The organism is Pseudomonas vranovensis DSM 16006 (assembly GCF_000425805.1).
Lineage (GTDB): Bacteria > Pseudomonadota > Gammaproteobacteria > Pseudomonadales > Pseudomonadaceae > Aquipseudomonas > Aquipseudomonas vranovensis.
Genome location: NZ_AUED01000023.1, coordinates 75,297 through 92,925, shown reverse-complemented (window position 1 = coordinate 92,925; position 17,629 = coordinate 75,297). Strand labels below are relative to the sequence as shown.

Annotated in this window: 13 protein-coding genes and 1 pseudogene; 9 read left to right on the top strand and 5 right to left on the bottom strand. The window is 62.9% G+C overall.

Annotated elements, in window-relative coordinates; genetic code table 11:
* The first annotated feature begins 100 nt into the window (after positions 1–100).
* On the top strand, positions 101–1,594 hold the full coding sequence (locus H621_RS0117640; RefSeq protein WP_028944670.1) for a sensor domain-containing diguanylate cyclase: 1,494 nt from the start codon (positions 101–103) through the stop codon (positions 1,592–1,594).
* Here H621_RS0117640 and H621_RS0117635 read toward each other — a convergent pair.
* On the bottom strand, positions 1,591–2,067 hold the full coding sequence (locus H621_RS0117635) for a PA2169 family four-helix-bundle protein (protein WP_028944669.1): 477 nt from the start codon (positions 2,065–2,067) through the stop codon (positions 1,591–1,593). The two genes, H621_RS0117640 and H621_RS0117635, sit on opposite strands and share 4 nt — an antisense overlap.
* A gap of 202 nt (positions 2,068–2,269) precedes the next feature.
* Here H621_RS0117635 and H621_RS0117630 point away from each other — a divergent pair, with 202 nt between their 5' ends.
* Positions 2,270–2,491, top strand: a complete 222-nt coding sequence (locus H621_RS0117630) for a DUF3820 family protein (protein ID WP_028944668.1) — start codon at positions 2,270–2,272, stop codon at positions 2,489–2,491.
* 151 nt (positions 2,492–2,642) lie between these two features.
* On the opposite strand, the gene H621_RS0117625 is transcribed toward H621_RS0117630, so the two are convergent.
* From H621_RS0117625 to ptsP, 3 genes are read right to left on the bottom strand one after another with little or no spacing between them, the layout of a single operon-like run.
* Positions 2,643–4,379 (bottom strand): PTS fructose-like transporter subunit IIB, encoded by a 1,737-nt coding sequence (locus tag H621_RS0117625; protein ID WP_028944667.1) that lies wholly within the window; start codon positions 4,377–4,379, stop codon positions 2,643–2,645.
* The gene (gene pfkB / locus H621_RS0117620) at positions 4,376–5,326 is read right to left on the bottom strand and encodes a 1-phosphofructokinase (RefSeq protein ID WP_028944666.1); all 951 of its coding nucleotides are present in this window, start codon (positions 5,324–5,326) and stop codon (positions 4,376–4,378) included. Before pfkB ends, H621_RS0117625 begins: the two co-directional genes overlap by 4 nt.
* Positions 5,327–8,188 carry a phosphoenolpyruvate--protein phosphotransferase gene (ptsP, locus tag H621_RS0117615; RefSeq protein WP_028944665.1) on the bottom strand — a complete coding sequence of 954 codons (2,862 nt, stop codon included), beginning with the start codon at positions 8,186–8,188 and terminating at the stop codon, positions 5,327–5,329.
* Positions 8,189–8,472: 284 nt separating this feature from the next.
* Here ptsP and cra point away from each other — a divergent pair, with 284 nt between their 5' ends.
* The 3 genes from cra to H621_RS0117600 all read left to right on the top strand — a co-directional run bounded on the left by cra (position 8,473) and on the right by H621_RS0117600 (position 11,411).
* Complete coding sequence (gene cra / locus H621_RS0117610; protein WP_028944664.1) at positions 8,473–9,468, top strand: catabolite repressor/activator; 996 nt, start codon at positions 8,473–8,475, stop codon at positions 9,466–9,468.
* A 2-nt stretch (positions 9,469–9,470) separates the two neighbouring features.
* Positions 9,471–10,247, top strand: coding sequence for a TatD family hydrolase (locus H621_RS0117605; protein WP_028944663.1), 777 nt, complete (start codon positions 9,471–9,473; stop codon positions 10,245–10,247).
* Between the two features lie 255 nt (positions 10,248–10,502).
* Complete coding sequence (locus H621_RS0117600; protein WP_028944662.1) at positions 10,503–11,411, top strand: LysR substrate-binding domain-containing protein; 909 nt, start codon at positions 10,503–10,505, stop codon at positions 11,409–11,411.
* Between the two features lie 66 nt (positions 11,412–11,477).
* On the opposite strand, the gene H621_RS0117595 is transcribed toward H621_RS0117600, so the two are convergent.
* Positions 11,478–13,181, bottom strand: coding sequence for a BCCT family transporter (locus H621_RS0117595; protein WP_028944661.1), 1,704 nt, complete (start codon positions 13,179–13,181; stop codon positions 11,478–11,480).
* A gap of 397 nt (positions 13,182–13,578) precedes the next feature.
* Between H621_RS0117595 and H621_RS0117590 the strand changes: the two genes are divergently transcribed.
* From H621_RS0117590 to H621_RS0117580, 4 genes and pseudogenes are all read left to right on the top strand, one after another.
* Positions 13,579–14,769 carry an aromatic ring-hydroxylating oxygenase subunit alpha gene (locus H621_RS0117590; protein ID WP_028944660.1) on the top strand — a complete coding sequence of 397 codons (1,191 nt, stop codon included), beginning with the start codon at positions 13,579–13,581 and terminating at the stop codon, positions 14,767–14,769.
* A gap of 10 nt (positions 14,770–14,779) precedes the next feature.
* A complete protein-coding gene (locus tag H621_RS0117585; RefSeq protein WP_028944659.1) occupies positions 14,780–16,225 on the top strand; it encodes an aldehyde dehydrogenase family protein in 1,446 nt (481 codons plus the stop codon).
* Between the two features lie 12 nt (positions 16,226–16,237).
* Positions 16,238–16,399: pseudogene (locus H621_RS28980) on the top strand (rubredoxin); the annotation flags it as partial.
* Positions 16,388–17,623 (top strand): FAD-dependent oxidoreductase, encoded by a 1,236-nt coding sequence (locus H621_RS0117580; RefSeq protein ID WP_245219091.1) that lies wholly within the window; start codon positions 16,388–16,390, stop codon positions 17,621–17,623. The pseudogene H621_RS28980 and the gene H621_RS0117580, both read left to right, overlap by 12 nt.
* Positions 17,624–17,629 lie beyond the last annotated feature (6 nt).

Below are 17,629 nucleotides of genomic sequence, written 5' to 3'. Positions count from 1 at the left end.
ATCAGGCTCTTGTTCGGCAATCCAGCCGCACCTAGAATACCGCCGCCGCGTAACCACGCCGCGACTCCTCTGACGGTCTTCCGCTGCAGCGCCCATGACTTTGCCCAACCGATCCCAGCGATCTGCCCTGTACAAGTCTCATCCGGAGCTGATCCTGAACCTGGGCAGTTGCCTTGCGGTGCTCGCCATCGTAGCCATTGTCAGCTACCTGGTAATGCGTGAGCGCAGCAACATCGAACTGAGCGCCGCACGCTCGGCAAGCAACATTGTGCAGTTGATCGAAAGCGACATCGTGCGCAACGTCGAACTCTACGACCTGTCATTGCTCGGCCTGATCCAGGCGGCGAAGCAGCCGCACCTGCAAACGCTCCCTGCCGAACTGCGCCAGCAGGTCTACTTCAACCAGGCCTTCACCACGCCGGTACGCGGCGACATCCTGTTGCTCGACGCCCAGGGCAATGTGGCCGCCGACTCCACCAGCGTGGTGCCACGCCAGGCCAAATTCGCCGACAGCAACGTGTTCCAGGCCCATCGCCAGAGCCCCGACACGGGGCTGGTAATCAGCCCGCCGTTCAAAGCGCGGCTAGGCAGCTTGAACTGGTGCATCAGCTTCAGCCGACGCATTTCCGGCGCCAACGGCGAGTTCCTCGGTGTGGCCGCCGGCGCCATGCGGCTGTCGTACTTCACCGACCTGTTCACACGCCTGGACATCGGCCGCGACAGCAGCATCAACCTGCTGAACACCGACGGTGTACTGCTGGCCCGCCAATCGAGCAACCCGGACGACCCGCTGATCGGTGCCAACTTCTCCGATCGCCCCAACTTCAAACGGCTGCTGGCCGATGGCAAAGGCAGCTTTGCAGGCCATTCCGGCAGCAGTGGCAAGGCCAAGCTCTACACCTTCGCTCGGGTGGCCGAGCTGCCCCTGATCGTGGTGGTGGCACGCTCGGCAGACGAGATCTTTGCCTCCTGGCGGCGCACTGCATTACTGGTCAGTTGCGCCACCGGCGTGCTGTGCATCGGCATTCTCTGGCTGACCTTACTGCTGGGCCGCGAGCTGCGCCGTCGTCACAGCGCCGAACAGGACCTGGCCGAATTGGCCGCCACCGACAGCCTCACCGGCCTTGCCAACCGCCGCCAGCTCGATCAGGTCCTGCGCCGCGAATGGGCACGGGCCCAACGCAATCACCGCCCGTTGGCGGTGTTGATGGTGGATGTCGATCACTTCAAGGCGTTCAACGAGCGTCATGGCCACCCGGGCGGTGACGAAGCCTTGCGCGAAGTGGCTGCCGCCATCGGCCGCAGCATCCGCCGTCCGGCAGACCTGGCTGCGCGCTATGGTGGCGAGGAGTTTCTGGTGGTCTTGCCTGAGACCGAACGCCATGGTGCCCAGACCCTGGCCGAGCGCATCCGCAGCACTGTCGAGACGCTGCCGCCATTCGGTGATGACTGCGTGCCGGTGACCGTCAGCATCGGTATCGGCTGCTACACGCCAGGTGCCCAGCAAGATCTGGCGACCTTGCTGGGCTGTGCCGACGATGCGCTCTACTGCGCCAAGCGCAATGGCCGCAACCGGGTAGAGACCGCGACTTAAGAGCGCGCCCGGGCGCTATTGCGCAGTGCCTTGACCTGGTCATGATTGCGCTGCACACCGTGGTACTGACGTTCGACCAGGGCATACACCTCACTGCCCGGGGCCATGGTCAGCTTGGTGAGTTTTTCCAGGGCATCCTTGTAGGCCTTCAGGGCGTGATCCTCGCCGCGCTCCACCTCGTTGAGCACCGCTTCTTCATCCTTGCCGGTCAGCATCGACTTGAGGTTGACCCAGCCACGGTGCAGGTCGCCGCTGACGCTGGTGGACGTTTCCGGATCACCGCCCAGCGCGCGAACCTGGTGCTGAAGCTCGGAGGCTGCAGTGCCGCATTCACCGGCGCGCTGCAGGAAGTAGGTTCTGAGCTCGGGGTTCTTCACATCTTCAGCAGAGGTTTTGAAACCCTTCTCGCCATCCTTGCTGAACTCGATCAGTTCATTGAGCACCGAGATAACGTCTTTGTTGGGGCTGGTCATGACACGACTCCTTTGCATGGAAGAAAGATGCAGGGATACGGAGCAGTGTTCGTGCCAGCGCTTCATAAAAAAATATTTCCATTACTTTCAATAGCTTGCGATTAATTGAACGTTCCAGGCCCAAGCGTTCTGCATGAACTGTCCTTTGGCCTTCATGCAGATTGCATGTATGGTCGGCCCTTTCCTTTCAGAACCCCGCTCGATGAATCCTGAACTGCTCGTTTTGCTGGTGACCCGCGAAATGCCCTTTGGTAAATACCAGGGCAGGCTGATTGCCGACCTGCCAGGGCATTACCTGGCCTGGTTCGCCCGCCAGGGGTTTCCCAAGGGTGAACTGGGGGGATTGCTGGCCTTGATGCACGAGATCGACCATAACGGCCTGGGCGAACTGCTGGTGCCGCTGCGCAAGAAGCACCGCAGGTAATCACCTGACCGTCGACAGCCCGGTTGATGCTGGGATAAAACCTGACCGTAGCCGCTGTCGTCAGGCCGCGATCGGCGCCTGCATTGCGACTGCGTTGCAGTCGATCGCAGCCTGGCGGCAGCGGCTACGGAGCGTTGGGCCCTCTGTCAGATCAGGCCTTGACCGGCTGCACCGCCAGCTCCACCCCTTCGCTGCGCTTGAGCACGGCATATACCACCGCCGTCAGCAGGCTGCCCGCCAGGATCGCCAACAGGTACAGCAAGGCATGGTTGATCGCGTTGGGGATAAGCATGACGAACAGCCCCCCATGGGGTGCCATCAGCTTGCAGCCAAAGTACATCGACAACGCCCCGGTCAATGCACCACCGGCAACACTCGCCGGTATCACCCGCAGCGGATCCTTGGCAGCAAAGGGAATGGCGCCTTCGGAGATGAAACACAAGCCCAGCACAAACGCCGCCTTGCCCGCTTCGCGCTCGCTCTGGGCGAATTTGCGCCGGGCGATGAAGCTGGCAATGCCCAGGCCGATCGGCGGTACCATGCCCGCGGCCATGGTCGCGGCCATCGGCGCGTAGCTCTGGGATGCCAGCAGCCCCACCGAAAACGCATAGGCCGCCTTGTTGATCGGCCCGCCCAGGTCCACGCACATCATCCCGCCCAGCAACACGCCGAGCAGAATCGCATTGGTGGTGCCCATGCTGTCGAGAAAGTGGGTCAGTGCTTCGAGCATCCCGGCCACGGGTTTGCCCACCACATAGATCATCACCAGTCCGGTGAACAGGCTGGCCAGCAAGGGAATGATCAGGATCGGCTTGAGGGCATCGAGGCTCGTGGGCAAGCGTACCCAGCGGCTGATGGCCTTGGCGCTGTAGCCGGCCAGGAAACCTGCAACGATGCCACCGATAAAACCGGCACCCAGGGTGCTGGCCAGCAGGCCACCGATCATGCCCGGCGCCAGCCCTGGCCGATCGGCAATCGAGTAGGCGATGTAACCAGCCAACAGCGGCACCATGAGTTTGAAGGCGGCTTCGCCACCAATCTGCATGAGGGCAGCCGGCAAGGTGCCGGGTTCCTTGAACGCTTCGATGCCGAACACGAACGACAAGGCAATCAGCAAGCCGCCCGCGACCACCATCGGCAGCATGAACGAAACGCCCGTGAGCAGGTGTTTGTACACCCCGGTTTTGTCGCCGTTGGCCGGGCTGGCAGCAGCGCCCGGAACCGATGATTCTTCGCGACCTTCGGCCAAGGCCTTGTTCAATGTGGCCTGGGCCTGCTTGAGGGCTACGCCCGTGCCGCAGCGATAGATGCGCTTGCCGGCAAAGCGTGCGGTGGGCACCTCGATGTCGGCCGCCAGCAGCACCACGTCGGCCTCGGCGATGGCCGCCGCTGACAACGGGTTGCGCGCCCCCACCGAACCCTGGGTTTCAACCGTCAACTCATGGCCCAATTGCTGCGCCGCCTGCTGCAAGGCCTCGGCGGCCATGAAGGTGTGGGCGACGCCTGTCGGGCAGGCGGTGATGGCTACGATCCTGGCGCTACCCGCCGGGGCGACAGGCTGTACTTCGGCAACCGGCTCATGGACCTCGGCCTTTTGCGCCGCCTCGCGCAAAAACTGCTGGGGATCGGCCAAGGCCTTGGCCGGGGTGCTCTGCAGCAGACGCTTGCCAGCAAAACGGCGTAGATCCAGCGGCCCGGTGTTGACCACCAGCACCCAGTCGGCCGCGGCAATCACCGCCTCGGACAGTTGTCCCTGGGGGCGCTGCGGATCATGAATTTCAACGCTGGTGCTCCAGCCCAGGCGCTGCGCGGCAGCTTCCAGCAGGCGCGCACTGAGCACACTGGAGACCTGGCCGTTGGGGCAGGCGGTGACGATGGCAATATTCATCTGCAACCCTCTTGTTGTTCTTCACGCAGCTGAACACCCTGTTCCAGTTGCGCCAACTGAGCCCGGTCGTTGATACCAAAGCCAATCTGGGTCACCGCCTGGGCGGCGATCGCCGTGGCCCGGCGCAAGGTCTGTGCCGACGTGTCGCCATTCAGCAGCCCATGAACCATCCCCGCCAACAACGAGTCGCCCGCTCCCACCGTACTCGCCACCTTTACCTCAGGCGGCGATGCGCCCAGTGCGAAATCGCGGCTGAACCAGTTGACCCCCTGCTCGCCCTGGGACACCACCACATGCTCGACACCCTGAGCGATCAACAGGCGGGCAGCGGCCTGCTGTTCGGCAAAGCTGTGTACGGGGCTGTCGAGCACTTCACCCAACTCATCGGTGTTGGGCTTGACCAACCAGGGCGCGCTTTTGAGCCCTGCTCCCAGGGCTTCACCGCTGCTGTCCAGGGCAACTTTCAGGCCCATGGCCTTGAGCTGGGCAAGCAACTGCTGCAACCACTGCCCACTGACGCCCCGTGGCAGGCTGCCAGCCACCACAACCGCCTCATGGCCAGGAGCGATCTGTGCAAGCCTGGCCAGCAGTTGCTCACGGGCCTGTTCCTCCACCTGCGGGCCGGGGCCATTGATGTCGGTGACGCGGCCATCGGCCTCGACCAGCTTGATGTTGCAGCGGGTCTCGCCCGGCACCCGCACGAAGCAATCGGCAAAGCCACGCTGAGCGATCAGCTGTTCGAAGGGCTGCAGGTTGTCTTCACCCAGAAAGCCGCCGACGGTCACGCTGTGGCCGAGGTCAGCCAGCACCTGGGCCACGTTCAGACCCTTGCCGGCAGGGTGGCTGTGCTGGGCCTGGCTGCGGTTGACGGCGCCGCACTGCAGGGCATCGAGGCTGACGGTCAGGTCCAGCGCCGGGTTGAGGGTCAGGGTAAGGATCTTGGCCATTCAGTTGCTCTCCACCAGCGCACGGACGGCGCTGGCACTGCCCTGCAGCAAGGCTTGCCGAGCCAACTGCCGGGTGTGTTCAAAATTCAATTCGCGCACCTGCGCCTTGACCTCGGGGATGCTGCGCGCCGCAACGCTCAGCTCATCGACGCCCAGGCCCAGCAACACGGCCACCGCCTGCGGGTCGGCGGCCAGCTCGCCGCACACGCCCACCCATTTGCCATGGGCATGGGCGGCGCGCACGGTAATGTCGATCAGTTGCAGCACCGCCGGATGCAGGCCGTCGGCCTGGGCCGAAAGGCTCGGGTGACCACGGTCGATAGCCAGGGTGTACTGCGTGAGGTCATTGGTGCCGATACTGAAAAAGTCCACTTCGCGGGCCAGTACCGGGGCCAGCAAGGCCGCCGACGGCACTTCGATCATGATCCCCAGTTGCAGGTCGCTGACGCTGATGTCTTCACGCAGGCGCTCAACCATGGCCCGCGCCTGTTGCCACTCTTCGAGCTGGCCAACCATGGGGAACATGATCCGTACCGGGCGATCCTCGGCAGCGCGCAGCAAGGCGCGCAGCTGGCTTTCCATCACCTGCGGACGCTGCAGGGTCAAGCGAATGCCACGCACGCCGAGAAACGGGTTTTCTTCCTTGGCGATCGGCCAATACGGCAGCGGCTTGTCACCGCCCACATCCAGGGTACGCACCACCAGCGGACGGCCGCCCAGGCCATCGAGCACACGGCGGTACTCGGCCTCCTGCTGGGCTTCGTCGGGCAATTGCTGATGGGCCATGAAAATCAGTTCGGTGCGCAGCAGGCCGATGCCTTCGGCGCCCTGGTCGACCACTGTATCGATACCTTTGCTTTCGCCGATGTTGGCGAATACTTCGATGGCGTGGCCGTCACGGGTAACCGCTGGTTCCAGGCGACGCTCACGGGCCCTGTGCAAACGTTGCTCACGGCGGTCGCGTTCGACCAGGGCGCGCTGCAACTCATCGGCAGGTGGCGCCACTTGCAGGCGGCCCCGTTGCCCGTCGAGCAGCAGCGGCGTACCCGAGGCAATCAGCAACACCGCATCGCCCGCCCCGACGACCGCCGGAATGCCCAGGGCACGAGCGACGATGGCGCTGTGGGCAGTGGCGCCACCGCGCGCGGTGAGGATGCCGGCGACCCGGGTCGGGTCAAGGCGTGCCACATCCGACGGGCCGACCTCCTCCATCACCAGTACATAGGGTTGCTCGGGCGCGGCCACGTCGGCCTCGCCACACAATTGCGCCAGCACCCGACGGCCAATGTCACGCAGGTCGGCGGCGCGTTCGGCGAGCAAAGCGTCGTGCAACGATTCCTGCTGGCGCGCTGCCGCGTCGATCACTGCCATCCACGCCGCCGGGGCACTTTCGCCCTGGCGCAGGCGCTGGTCGACTTCGTCGCCCAGGTCCGGGTCGGCAAGCATTTCCTGATGGGTGATGAAGATCTCGCCGATGGCCTTGGCCTGGCTGCGCTGTATCAGCGCCTCGATCTCGGCATTGACCGTCGCCAGTGCCTGCTGCAAGCGCTGGCGCTCGACCGGCAGGGATTCACCGCGCAACGGGTAGTCGAAATCGCGCACTACCTGAACATGTGCCGGGCCACTGGCGATCCCGGGGGCAGCGGCCACACCCTGGATGACGGCGCCCGTTTCAGGCGCCTGCAGCACCGGTTCGGGCAGCAGCTCGGGCGCGGCCTGCGACACCCCCTTGGCGAGCGGCTCGACGTCCTCACCCAGGCCCGCTTCGATGGCCGCCAGCAAGGCGGGCAACGCATCAGCGGCCACACTCGGTTCAGCGATAACCTCAAGCACCTGCCCACGGCGGGCACCGAGGCTGAGCAGCTTGCTCAGGCTCTTGGCCGATACAGCGGGCTCACCGCTGTCGACCAGACGCAAGCGAATCTCGCCCTCGAACGCCTTGGCCAGTTGCGCCAGCTCTTTGGCCGGGCGCGCATGCAAGCCATGGGCATTGGCCAGGCCAATGCGTGCGCTGGGCCAGTCGGCCGGCACGTCGCCACCGAGCACTTCAAGCACTGCGCGGCTACTGGTGGCGCGACACAGCGCCTGGCCACGGCCTTCGATCAACAGCGCACACAAGCGCTCGAGCAACGCCTGGTGGGCCGCACCCAGGCTGGCCAGGCAGAACAGGCCCTGCACCGGTTGGTCGCGATAACGCAGCGGCTGCTGCGGGGTAACAAAGGCCAGGCCCGGTTGCCGCACCGCCCGCTCGCTGTGCAGCCACCACAGGCCTTCGCCCAATGGCAGCGGCTCGACCTGCTGCAGCACCCCGGCAAATGCTCCGCTTACGCACTCGGCGCGGTGTAGCAGGCGGGCAGCGCGCCACACCAGTTCGTCAAAATCCTCAGCCGGTACACCCAGGCCAATCATCTGCGCATCCAGCGCCAATTCCTGGGGCGCCCCTTGCAGCAGTTTCAGCAAGGCTTCGGCCGAACTTGCCCGGCGCAGCGCCTCGGCCAAGTCAGTTTCGCCCAGGGCGCGGGTGAGCAGTTGCAGCAAGCGCAAGTGCTCATCGGAGCGTGCGGCAATGCCGATGGCCAGGTACACCCGCTGGCCATCGCCCCAGTCCACTCCGTCGGGGAACTGCAACAGGCGCACGCCGGTAGTGAACACCAGGTCGCGGGTTTCGGGGGTGCCGTGGGGGATTGCAATACCTTGCCCGAGGAAGGTCGAACCCTGCGCCTCGCGCGCTTGCAGACCGGCCAGGTAGCCCTCGGCAACCAGGCCGTCACTGACCAGGCGCTCGGCCAGAAGCTGCAGTGCCGCCGACTTATCCACAGCCGACTGGGCGATGGATATCTGCTCTACAGTGAGCTCGAGCATGACCTTCTCCTTTGCAGCACCAGGCCGGTGCTGAGGTATTGTTGTGAATTTTTCAGCATAGGGCCAGTTGCTCAGGGCCCTGCGCAGGCGTAGCTTGGGCAGAAAATTCGCCTGCTGAAACGATTAATCTGTAATTGTGAGCACGTTACTCGATAATCTTCGATCAATGAAGCCCCATCTTGTCGGACAATTGCGACAATGGTCGTCTGCGCCGAAACCACTGGATCGGCGACAATTCCCGGTCAGGCTGTGCAAACAGTCGCGGTAATAACAAGGAAAATGCGGTGAAACTCAGCGATATCGCCCGTCTGGCTGGTGTGTCCGTGACCACGGCCAGCTACGTCATCAACGGCAAGGCCGAACAGCAACGCATCAGCAACAGCACGGTGGAACGTGTGCGTGCGGTGGTCGAGGCCCATGGCTTTACCCCCAACCCACAAGCCGCCGGCTTGCGCAGCCGGCACACCAAGACCCTGGGATTCATTCTCCCGGACCTGGAAAACCCCAGCTACGCGCGCATTGCCAAGCAACTGGAACAAGGCGCCCGGGCCAAGGGTTATCAACTGCTGATTGCCAGCAGTGACGACCAGCCCGAGAGCGAACGCCAGCTGCAGCAGCTGTTCCGTGCTCGCCGTTGCGATGCGCTGTTCGTGGCCAGCTGCCTGCCGGCCGGTGACGACAGCTATCGCCAACTGCAAGCCAAGGGCTTGCCGATCATCGCCATCGACCGTGCCCTGGACCCGGCGCATTTCTGCTCGGTGGTCAGTGATGATCGCAATGCCAGCTTGCAACTGACCCGCAGCCTGCTCGACACCGCCCCCAAACACATTGCCCTGATCGGCGCTCGCCCGGAGCTGAGTGTCAGCCAGGCCCGAGCCGGTGGTTTTGACGAAGCGCTGCAAGGCTTTGGCGGCACGATCAGCCGCTATCAGGGCGAAGCGTTCAGCCGTGAATGCGGCCAGCGCCTGATGAACGAACTGCTCGCCGAACTGGGCGGCCTGCCGGACGCGCTGGTGACCACCTCCTACGTACTGCTGCAGGGTGTATTCGACGTGTTGCAGGCCCGTCCTGCCGGCTCGCGCCACCTGCACCTGGGTACCTTCGGTGACAACCAGTTGCTCGACTTCCTGCCACTGCCGGTCAACGCCATGGCCCAGCAACATGGCCAGATTGCCGAAACGGCCCTGGAACTGGCCCTGGCCGCCGTCGAGCAGAAACGCTATGAACCTGGCGTTCACGCCATCGGTCGAACCTTCAAGCAGCGGATCACCAAGGGCTGAGCATGCGCCTGATCGACACTCACACCCATCTGGACTTTCCAGACTTCGACCACGACCGCCCGGCCTTGCTGGCCAATGCTCGGGCAGTAGGTGTCGAGAAAATGGTGGTGCTGGGGGTGCATCAGGACAACTGGCAGCGGGTATGGGACCTGGTGAGCAGCGATCCCAGCCTGCACGCCGCCTTCGGCCTGCACCCGGTGTACCTCGACCAGCATCGCCCGGCGCACGTGCGTGAACTGGGCGACTGGCTGAGCCGCCTGCGCGGTGAGCGCCAGCTGTGCGCCGTGGGCGAATTCGGCCTGGACTACTACTTGCCCGAGCTCGACCGCGAGCGTCAGCAGCGGCTGTTTGAAGCACAACTGCAACTGGCGGTGGACTTCAACCTGCCTGCCCTACTGCACGTGCGGCGCAGCCATGCGGCGGTCATTGCCACCCTCAAGCGCTACAAACTGGCGCGTGGCGGCATCATCCATGCCTTTGCCGGCAGTTTCGAAGAGGCGCGCGAGTACCACAAGCTTGGCTTCAAGCTTGGCCTGGGCGGCGCGGCGACCTGGCCCCAGGCACTGCGCCTGCACAAGGTATTGCCACAGTTGCCACTGGACAGCCTGGTGCTGGAGACCGATTCACCCGACATGGCCCCGGCGATGTTCCCCGGCGTACGTAACAGCCCGGCGCATCTGCCACAGATCGCCGAAGCGCTTGCGCAGGTGATCGGGATCGAGGTGGAGCAGTTGGCGCAGATCAGTACGCGCAATGCCTGCGAGCTGTTCGGCTGGTAGGAACGGGCTTGCCCCGCGATCAATCACGAATCAGATAGGGTCAGGTCTACGGCCGCCGTGCGGCCGATCGCGGGCAAGTCCCGCGCCCACAGAATCTGTACAAGCGCGCTACTCCCACCTGGCAATAGCCTGGTAGTTCAAGACCACCACTCCCATTGGGCGAGCCGGAATTATTTCATCCGGTCAGCGCCCCATGGGCCGGCCAGATCATTACTATAGAGCCGCTGATAATAAGAATGAGTGGACCCCAAAACCGTGAAAATCCAGCCTCTTCCGCCGCTCAACAGCCTGCATGCGTTTGAGTCTGCAGCCCGTCACTTGAGCTTTACCCTTGCTGCCAAGGAATTGAACGTCACCCAGGGTGCAATCAGCCGTCAGGTTCGCCTGCTGGAGGACTACCTGGGCAAGGCCTTGTTCACTCGCACTACCCGCACCATGACCCTCACCCCCACCGGCGCTCAGTACTACGAAACGGTGCGTGAATGCATGCTGCACCTGGCCCGCGCCACCGGTGAGATACGCCAGTGGCAAGGCAACCAGCAAGTCACCGTGGCCACCAGTACCGCCATGGCTTCGCTGTGGTTGCTGCCCAAGGTGTCGGAATTCCAGAACGCCCATGAAGACATCGATCTGCGGATCATCGCCCACGACCATGTGAAGGATTATTCCAGGCTCGACAGTGATCTGGCGCTGTATTACTGCAACCCTCCGCCCAAGGACATGGCCGTGACGCCACTGTTCTCGGAAGAAATCTTCCTGGTGTGCAGCCCCGGCTATCTGGCCAGGCATCCGCAACTGAGCAGCATCGAGGGGTTGTCTGGCTGTACCTGGCTGTGGCTTGAAGACTCCCAGCGCGACTGGGTAGGTTGGCCCGAGTGGTTCAAGCGCCTGGGGTACGAGCCCATGACGCCCAAGCATCGCGTCAACATCAACAGCTACAGCATGCTGATCCAGTCGGCGATCAGTGGGCAGGGCGTGGCGCTGGCCTGGGGCAACCTGGTGGACGATGCGTTGAGCACCGGGGCGCTGGTCAAACCCAACGATGTGGTGCTGCAGACTGACGCCAAGTTCTGCCTGCTGGAGTCCCCCACCGAACGTGGCCCTCGTGAAAGCGTGCGGCTGTTCCGGGATTGGTTGATGGCCCAGCCTTCGGTACAGAAATAGTCCGCCCAAAACACAAGACCGACAGCTGTAGGCTGTCGGTCTTGTGTTTTCCAGGCCAGGTTGAAGTCAGCTGGCTTTCTTCGCTGTCAGCCCCATATCAAGCCCCCCGCCGGCCAGCGATCCAGCCACCGGCGTGATGCCTTGCGGAAGAATCCCGGGGACAGGCAGGCGCCCACCCGGCGGTGTATCAAGCAGCCCATCAGCCATCTCCTGGCGCAAGCTGCGCATCAGTGTGTAACTGATCAGCAGGATGAACCCCGCAATCGGCAAGCCCGCCGCGATACTCGCCATCTGAATCGCCTTGAGCCCGCCTGCCATCAGCAGGGCCGTTGCGATGGCACCCTCCAGGATGCACCAGAGCAGACGGATACTTTGCGGCGGGTTGGCACTGCCCATGGAGTTCAATGTACACAGAACCTGGGTGCCGGAGTCGGCCGAGGTGATGAAGTACGTCGCCAGCAGAATACAGACCAGCACGCTCAACACCTTGCCCAACGTACCTGCGTCGATCTTGTGCAGCAGGGTGAACATGGCAGCGGTGGTTTCCTGTTTGGTCGCCAGCAATACCGTACCGCCTTCGAACTTGGCCTTGTCACCCTGCAGTTCACCGCTGGCTACCAGTTGTTCATGGTGCTGGCGGTCGACCTGCTCGGTCTTGAGTGCAGCCCCACCGAACACCGACATCCAGATAATGGTCACCAGGGTCGGTACCAATAGCGCGCCGGCAATCAGCTCGCGAATGGTACGGCCCTTGGAGATCCGGGCGATGAACAGGCCCACGAACGGCCCCCAGGTCATCCACCACGGCCAGTAGAAGGCCGTCCACCAGTTCTGCCAGCCGCTGTCCTTCTGAGTATCGCTCCAGAAGCTCAAACCGACGATGTGCTGGGCATAGTCACCGGTGCTTTCCAGCATCAGGTTGAGAATGTAGCGGGTCGGCCCCAGCAGCAGGATCAACACCACCAGCACCACCGACAGCAGCATGTTCCATTCCGACAGGCGCTTCATGCCCCGCGACACACCAGCCATCACCGATACGGTGGTCACCAGAGTAATGAGCACGATCAGGGTGATTTGCACCCCCAGGCTGATAGGCAGGTCGAACACCTGGCTCAATCCGGTATTCATCTGCACCACACCCAAGCCCAGCGACTGGGAAACACCGAATGCGGTGATCACTACTGCAACGATGTCGACTACATGACCAATAGGCCCGTAGATGCGCTCACCGATCAGCGGGTAGAGGATCGAGCGCATGCTCAGCGGCAGGCCCTTGCGGTAGGCAAAATACGCCAGGCCAAGCCCCACGATGGTAAAGATTGCCCACGGATGAAGGCCCCAGTGGAACAACGTGATGCGCATGGCGGTAGTCGCCGCTTCGTCGGTGAGGCCCGTGGCGAAGGGGTTGCCCGCGTAATGCCACATGGGCTCTGCAACCGACCAGAAAATCAACCCGATGCCCATGCCACCACTGAACAACATGGCGATCCAGGAGCCGAAGCTGAACTCGGGCTTGTCGTCGTCACGCCCTAACTTGATGTGCCCGAACTTGCTGCACATGAGGTAAAACAGCAGCCCCAGCACGCCGGTGACCGAGATCAGGTAGAACCATTTGAAGTTCTGCAGGATGAAGTCGGAGGCATGTTGAAAGGCAGCGGCGGCGTGTTCTGCGAACAGGGCGCAAAACAGCACGAAGAGTACTACGGCCAGCAACGACCATATCGTCACGGTGGGATTGAGGCCTTTGAGCAGGCCAGATTCGGCACGCATTGGTTATCCCCTATTGTTTTTGTTCAAGGGTTTTATTTCACGGCTGGGTAGAACCGCTGCCACAGGCAGGTGCCAGATCCATGGCGGCGGTCTTCCCGTAGGCCCAAGGCGCGGCACGCTCCCTTGGGCCCTAACAAAATGGGAGAACTACCGGCACTTCGACAAACTATTTCTTGTCATCAATTAATTACCAAAAATCATTAATCTGAAAAGTCTCGATATTGACCATTCATCAACTATTCCTCCGCCATTCCCGTCACCCTCGAATAAATCATTAATGATAAAAACTGATAAATCGAACTGAAATAAATCGTTTGTCGAGCCCTCCTTCTCTTGCTGAAACTGGCGCCAGGCATCAAGGCATTGCCTGCCGTGCATCTAACAAGAGAAAACAAAAATGACCGTATCGACTGATTCCCGCCTTATTCCCGTCCACGCCCTGGAAACCGTTCTGGCGCCTATCCATGAAGCCCATGGCCTGACCAACGAGTTCTATACCGACCAGCGCTATTTCCAGCTCGAGCGCGATGAAGTACTGGGGCGCAACTGGGCCTGTATCGGTTTTGCCAGCGACCTGCCAACCAACAGCTACGTAAAGCCTGTGGACTTCATGGGCCTGCCGCTGCTGATGATGCGCAACCGTGAAGGTCTGGTGCAGGTGTTCCATAACGTCTGCAGCCACCGCGGCGTGAAATTGGTGCAACAGGCGGGTGAAGTGCAGGGGGTGATCCGCTGCCCCTACCACTCCTGGACCTACGACTTGAACGGTGGCCTTAAAGGCACACCGCACGTCGGCGGAATCAATCAGCACAAAGACGAGCGTTTTGCCTGCGAGAAACATGGCCTGAAAGCACTGCGCACCACGATCTGGATGGACATGGTGTTCATCAACCTGTCGGGCGACGCGCCAGCCCTTGAAGAGCAACTCAAGCCGCTGACAGAGCGCTGGACCCAGTTCCTGGGCACCGATGGCATGAGCCTGTTGCGCCGTGAAGCCAACAGCGGCGCCATGAGCATCGAGGTCAACTGCAATTGGAAACTGGCGGTCGAGAACTACTGCGAGGCCTACCACTTGCCATGGGTACATCCGAGCCTGAACAGCTACTCGCGCCTGGAAGACCACTACAACATCATGTTCGAGGAATTTGCCGGCCAGGGCAGCCACGCCTACAACCTCTCGGCCGTTGCCGGTACCCATTTGCCAATCTTCCCCTCCTGGCCACAAGACCGCCTGCGCACTGCCGAGTACGTGGCATTCTTCCCCAACGTGCTGCTGGGCATCCAGGCCGACCATGCCTTCGCCATGATGCTGGAGCCTGTGGCGCCCGGTAAAACCATTGAGCACCTGCGCCTGTTTTATGTGGGTGATGAAGCGCTCGACAGCCACTACGACGCCTCGCGCAAAGCAGTGATGGAGTCCTGGCGCGTGGTGTTCGCCGAAGACATCGCTTCGGTCGAAGGCATGCAGAAAGGCCGCCTGTCCCCTGGCTACAGCGGTGGGGCGTTCTCGCCCGAAATGGACCTGCCAACCCACTACTTCCACAAGTGGGCTGCCCGTCAGTTGCTCGACTGCGCACAGCGCGCCTGAGGTGATCACCATGCATTCGATATCCCCGCACTGGCTGAACTTCATCGACGGCCAATGGACCGACAGCGAGCAGCACCTGACCATCCACAACCCTGGCACCGCCGACCCTGTGGCGACCATCGCCCAGGCCAGCGTGACCGACGCCGAACGCGCCCTGCAGGCCGCCCGGCGCTGTGCCGACAGCAGCGCGCTGACCCGTGTTCGTCCTGCGCAACGGGTGACCTGGTTGCTTGAAATTGCCGCGCAGATTCGTGCGCTCACCGAAGAAGGCGCCTGGGTACTGTGCCAGGAAAACGGCAAGAGCTTGCGCGATGCCCGTGACGAGTTCGTCGAGGCCGCGCGCTACTTCGAGTACTACGCCGGCATGGCCGACAAGATCGAGGGCAAGTCGATTCCCCTGGGCGACGGCTACATGGACTTCACCGTCTACGACCCCATGGGCGTGTCGCTGCAGATCGTGCCGTGGAACTTCCCGGTGTCGATCTGCGCCCGCTCCCTGGCCCCTGCCCTGGCGGCAGGCAACGCGGTAGTGATCAAGTCGCCGGAACTCTCGCCACTGGGGCTTTGCGTGCTGATGCAGGCCATCGAGCGCGCCGGCCTGCCACAGGGTGCGGTCAACCTGATCTGCGGCCGTGGCCGGGAAGTGGGTGCCTACCTGGCCGGGCATCGCGACGTCGATCAAATTGTCTTCACCGGCTCCGTCGGCACCGGCCAGAGCATCCTGCGCACTGCCGCCGAACACGCCATTCCAAGTGTGATGGAGCTGGGCGGCAAATCGGCCGCGCTGGTGTTCCCGGATGCCGATCGCGAGCAACTGATCAACAGCGTGAAAAGCGGCATCTTCTTCAACGCCGGCCAGGTGTGCTCAGCCATGTCGCGCCTGCTGGTGCATCGCTCGGTCTACGACGACGTCGTCGCTGATGTCGTGGCGATGGCTGAGGGGTTGAGCGTCGGCCTGGGCCAGGACAACCCGGACCATACACCGGTGATCTCCGCCGGCCAGCTCGAGGGTATCGAGGCCCTGTGCCGACGTGCCCAACAGGAAGGCGCGGTTGTCGCGACCGGCGGCGAGGCGATCTCTGGCTTGCGCGGGCACTACATGGCGCCGACGGTACTGCGCGATGTAACCCCGGACATGGAAATTGCCCAGACCGAAGTGTTCGGCCCGGTACTGGCAGTGATCCCGTTCGACAGCGAAGACGAAGCCGTTGCCATTGCCAACGGCACCGTGTTCGGACTGGTGGCCGGTGTGTTCACCCAGGACCTCAATCGCGCCCTGCGCTGCGCACGGCGCCTGTGCGCAGGGCAAGTGTTCGTCAACGAATGGTATGCCGGTGGCATCGAAACGCCGTTTGGCGGTGTCGGGCTCTCGGGATTCGGAAGGGAAAAAGGCCAGGAGGCGCTCTACAGCTACGTCAGGACCAAAAACCTGGCCGTGCGTATCAAGGGCGAGTGAGGAGGTAGTGCGATGAAAACCTGGCTCTGCATCATCTGTGGCCTGATCTACGACGAGGCCAAAGGCTGGCCCGACGACGGCATTGCCCCCGGCACCCGCTGGGAGGATGTGCCCGAAGACTGGCTGTGCCCTGAGTGCAAGGTCGGCAAGGCCGACTTTGAAATGATCGAACTCAGCACCCCGATTGCAGCCGTGACGGCGGCGCCGGTCATTCAGGCCCAGCCTGTGGCCGCAGCCCGCCCGGCACAACCGGTAGTCATCATCGGCAGCGGCCATGCCGGCTACGGCCTGGCACAAGCCCTGCGCAAGGCCGACCCGCAGTTGGAGATTCGCGTACTGACCCAAGAATCGGGGCATATCTACTCCAAGCCTGCCTTGTCGATCGCCCTGGCACAGGGGCGCACTGCCGCCGCCCTGGCCACCGAAAGCCCGCTGGCCATCGAGCAGCGACTGGGTATTCGTATCTATACCGGCTGCAGGGTCGAACGTATCGACGCCCAGGCGCGACGCCTGTACACCAGCCTCGGCGAAATGGAGTACGGCCAACTGGTGCTGGCCAGTGGTGCCTCTGCCGTGCGGTTGCCCATCGAGGGCTGCGCCGAGGCACTGCTCAGCGTCAACAACCTGCAGGATTACCAGGCATTCCGCCAACGCCTTGAAGGTGTACGCAGCGTGGCCATTCTTGGCGACGGGTTGATTGGCTGCGAGTTCGCCAACGACCTGGCAAGCAATGGCTATCAGGTGCGGGTGATCGGCCTGGGTGCCTGGCCCATGGAGCGCCTGCTGCCCGAGGCTGCCGGCCAGCACTTGCAGCAGGCACTGTCGGGGGTGGGCGTGCAGTGGAACCTGCGCACTACCTTGCAGCGCATCGAGCGCAACAGCGATGGCTACCAATTGACCCTGGCCGACGGTCAAGTCGTCGGTGCTGACCTGGTGCTCAGTGCAGTGGGCCTGCGTCCCAATCTTGAGCTGGCGCTGGAAGCCGGCCTGGACTGCGGCCGCGGGATCAAGGTCGATGCACAACTACAGACTTCGCAACCGGGCATCTACGCCCTGGGCGACTGCGTCGAGATCAACGGCCAGTTGTTGCCCTACCTGGCCCCGATCAACGAAGGCATTCGTGCCCTGGGCAAGACCTTGCTGGGCCAACCGACCGCTGCCCACTACCCCCTGGCGCCGGTGACCGTGAAAACCCCGGTCGCCCCCTTGTGCCTGCTGCCCCCCCCGGGTGGCTGCGAAGGCCAATGGCGCTGCGATGCAACCAGCGATGGCTTGAGTGCGGCGTTCCACGACCACGCCGGTGCCCTGCGCGGGTTCGTGCTGCTCGGTCGTCAGGCACAACTGCAACGAAATACCTGGCTGCAAAGCTGCCAGGACACCCAACAAAATGTGGCCTGAGGCCAA

Bases quoted from the DNA above. Each gene is read 5' to 3' on its own strand.
- pfkB (WP_028944666.1), bottom strand. From the start codon at position 5,326: ATGGCCAAGATCCTTACCCTGACCCTCAACCCGGCGCTGGACCTGACC.
- H621_RS0117580 (WP_245219091.1), top strand. From the start codon at position 16,388: ATGATCGAACTCAGCACCCCGATTGCAGCCGTGACGGCGGCGCCGGTC.
- H621_RS0117635 (WP_028944669.1), bottom strand. From the start codon at position 2,067: ATGACCAGCCCCAACAAAGACGTTATCTCGGTGCTCAATGAACTGATC.
- H621_RS0117590 (WP_028944660.1), top strand. From the start codon at position 13,579: ATGACCGTATCGACTGATTCCCGCCTTATTCCCGTCCACGCCCTGGAA.
- H621_RS0117595 (WP_028944661.1), bottom strand. From the start codon at position 13,181: ATGCGTGCCGAATCTGGCCTGCTCAAAGGCCTCAATCCCACCGTGACG.
- H621_RS0117605 (WP_028944663.1), top strand. From the start codon at position 9,471: ATGCGCCTGATCGACACTCACACCCATCTGGACTTTCCAGACTTCGAC.
- H621_RS0117630 (WP_028944668.1), top strand. From the start codon at position 2,270: ATGAATCCTGAACTGCTCGTTTTGCTGGTGACCCGCGAAATGCCCTTT.
- H621_RS0117585 (WP_028944659.1), top strand. From the start codon at position 14,780: ATGCATTCGATATCCCCGCACTGGCTGAACTTCATCGACGGCCAATGG.
- ptsP (WP_028944665.1), bottom strand. From the start codon at position 8,188: ATGCTCGAGCTCACTGTAGAGCAGATATCCATCGCCCAGTCGGCTGTG.
- H621_RS0117625 (WP_028944667.1), bottom strand. From the start codon at position 4,379: ATGAATATTGCCATCGTCACCGCCTGCCCCAACGGCCAGGTCTCCAGT.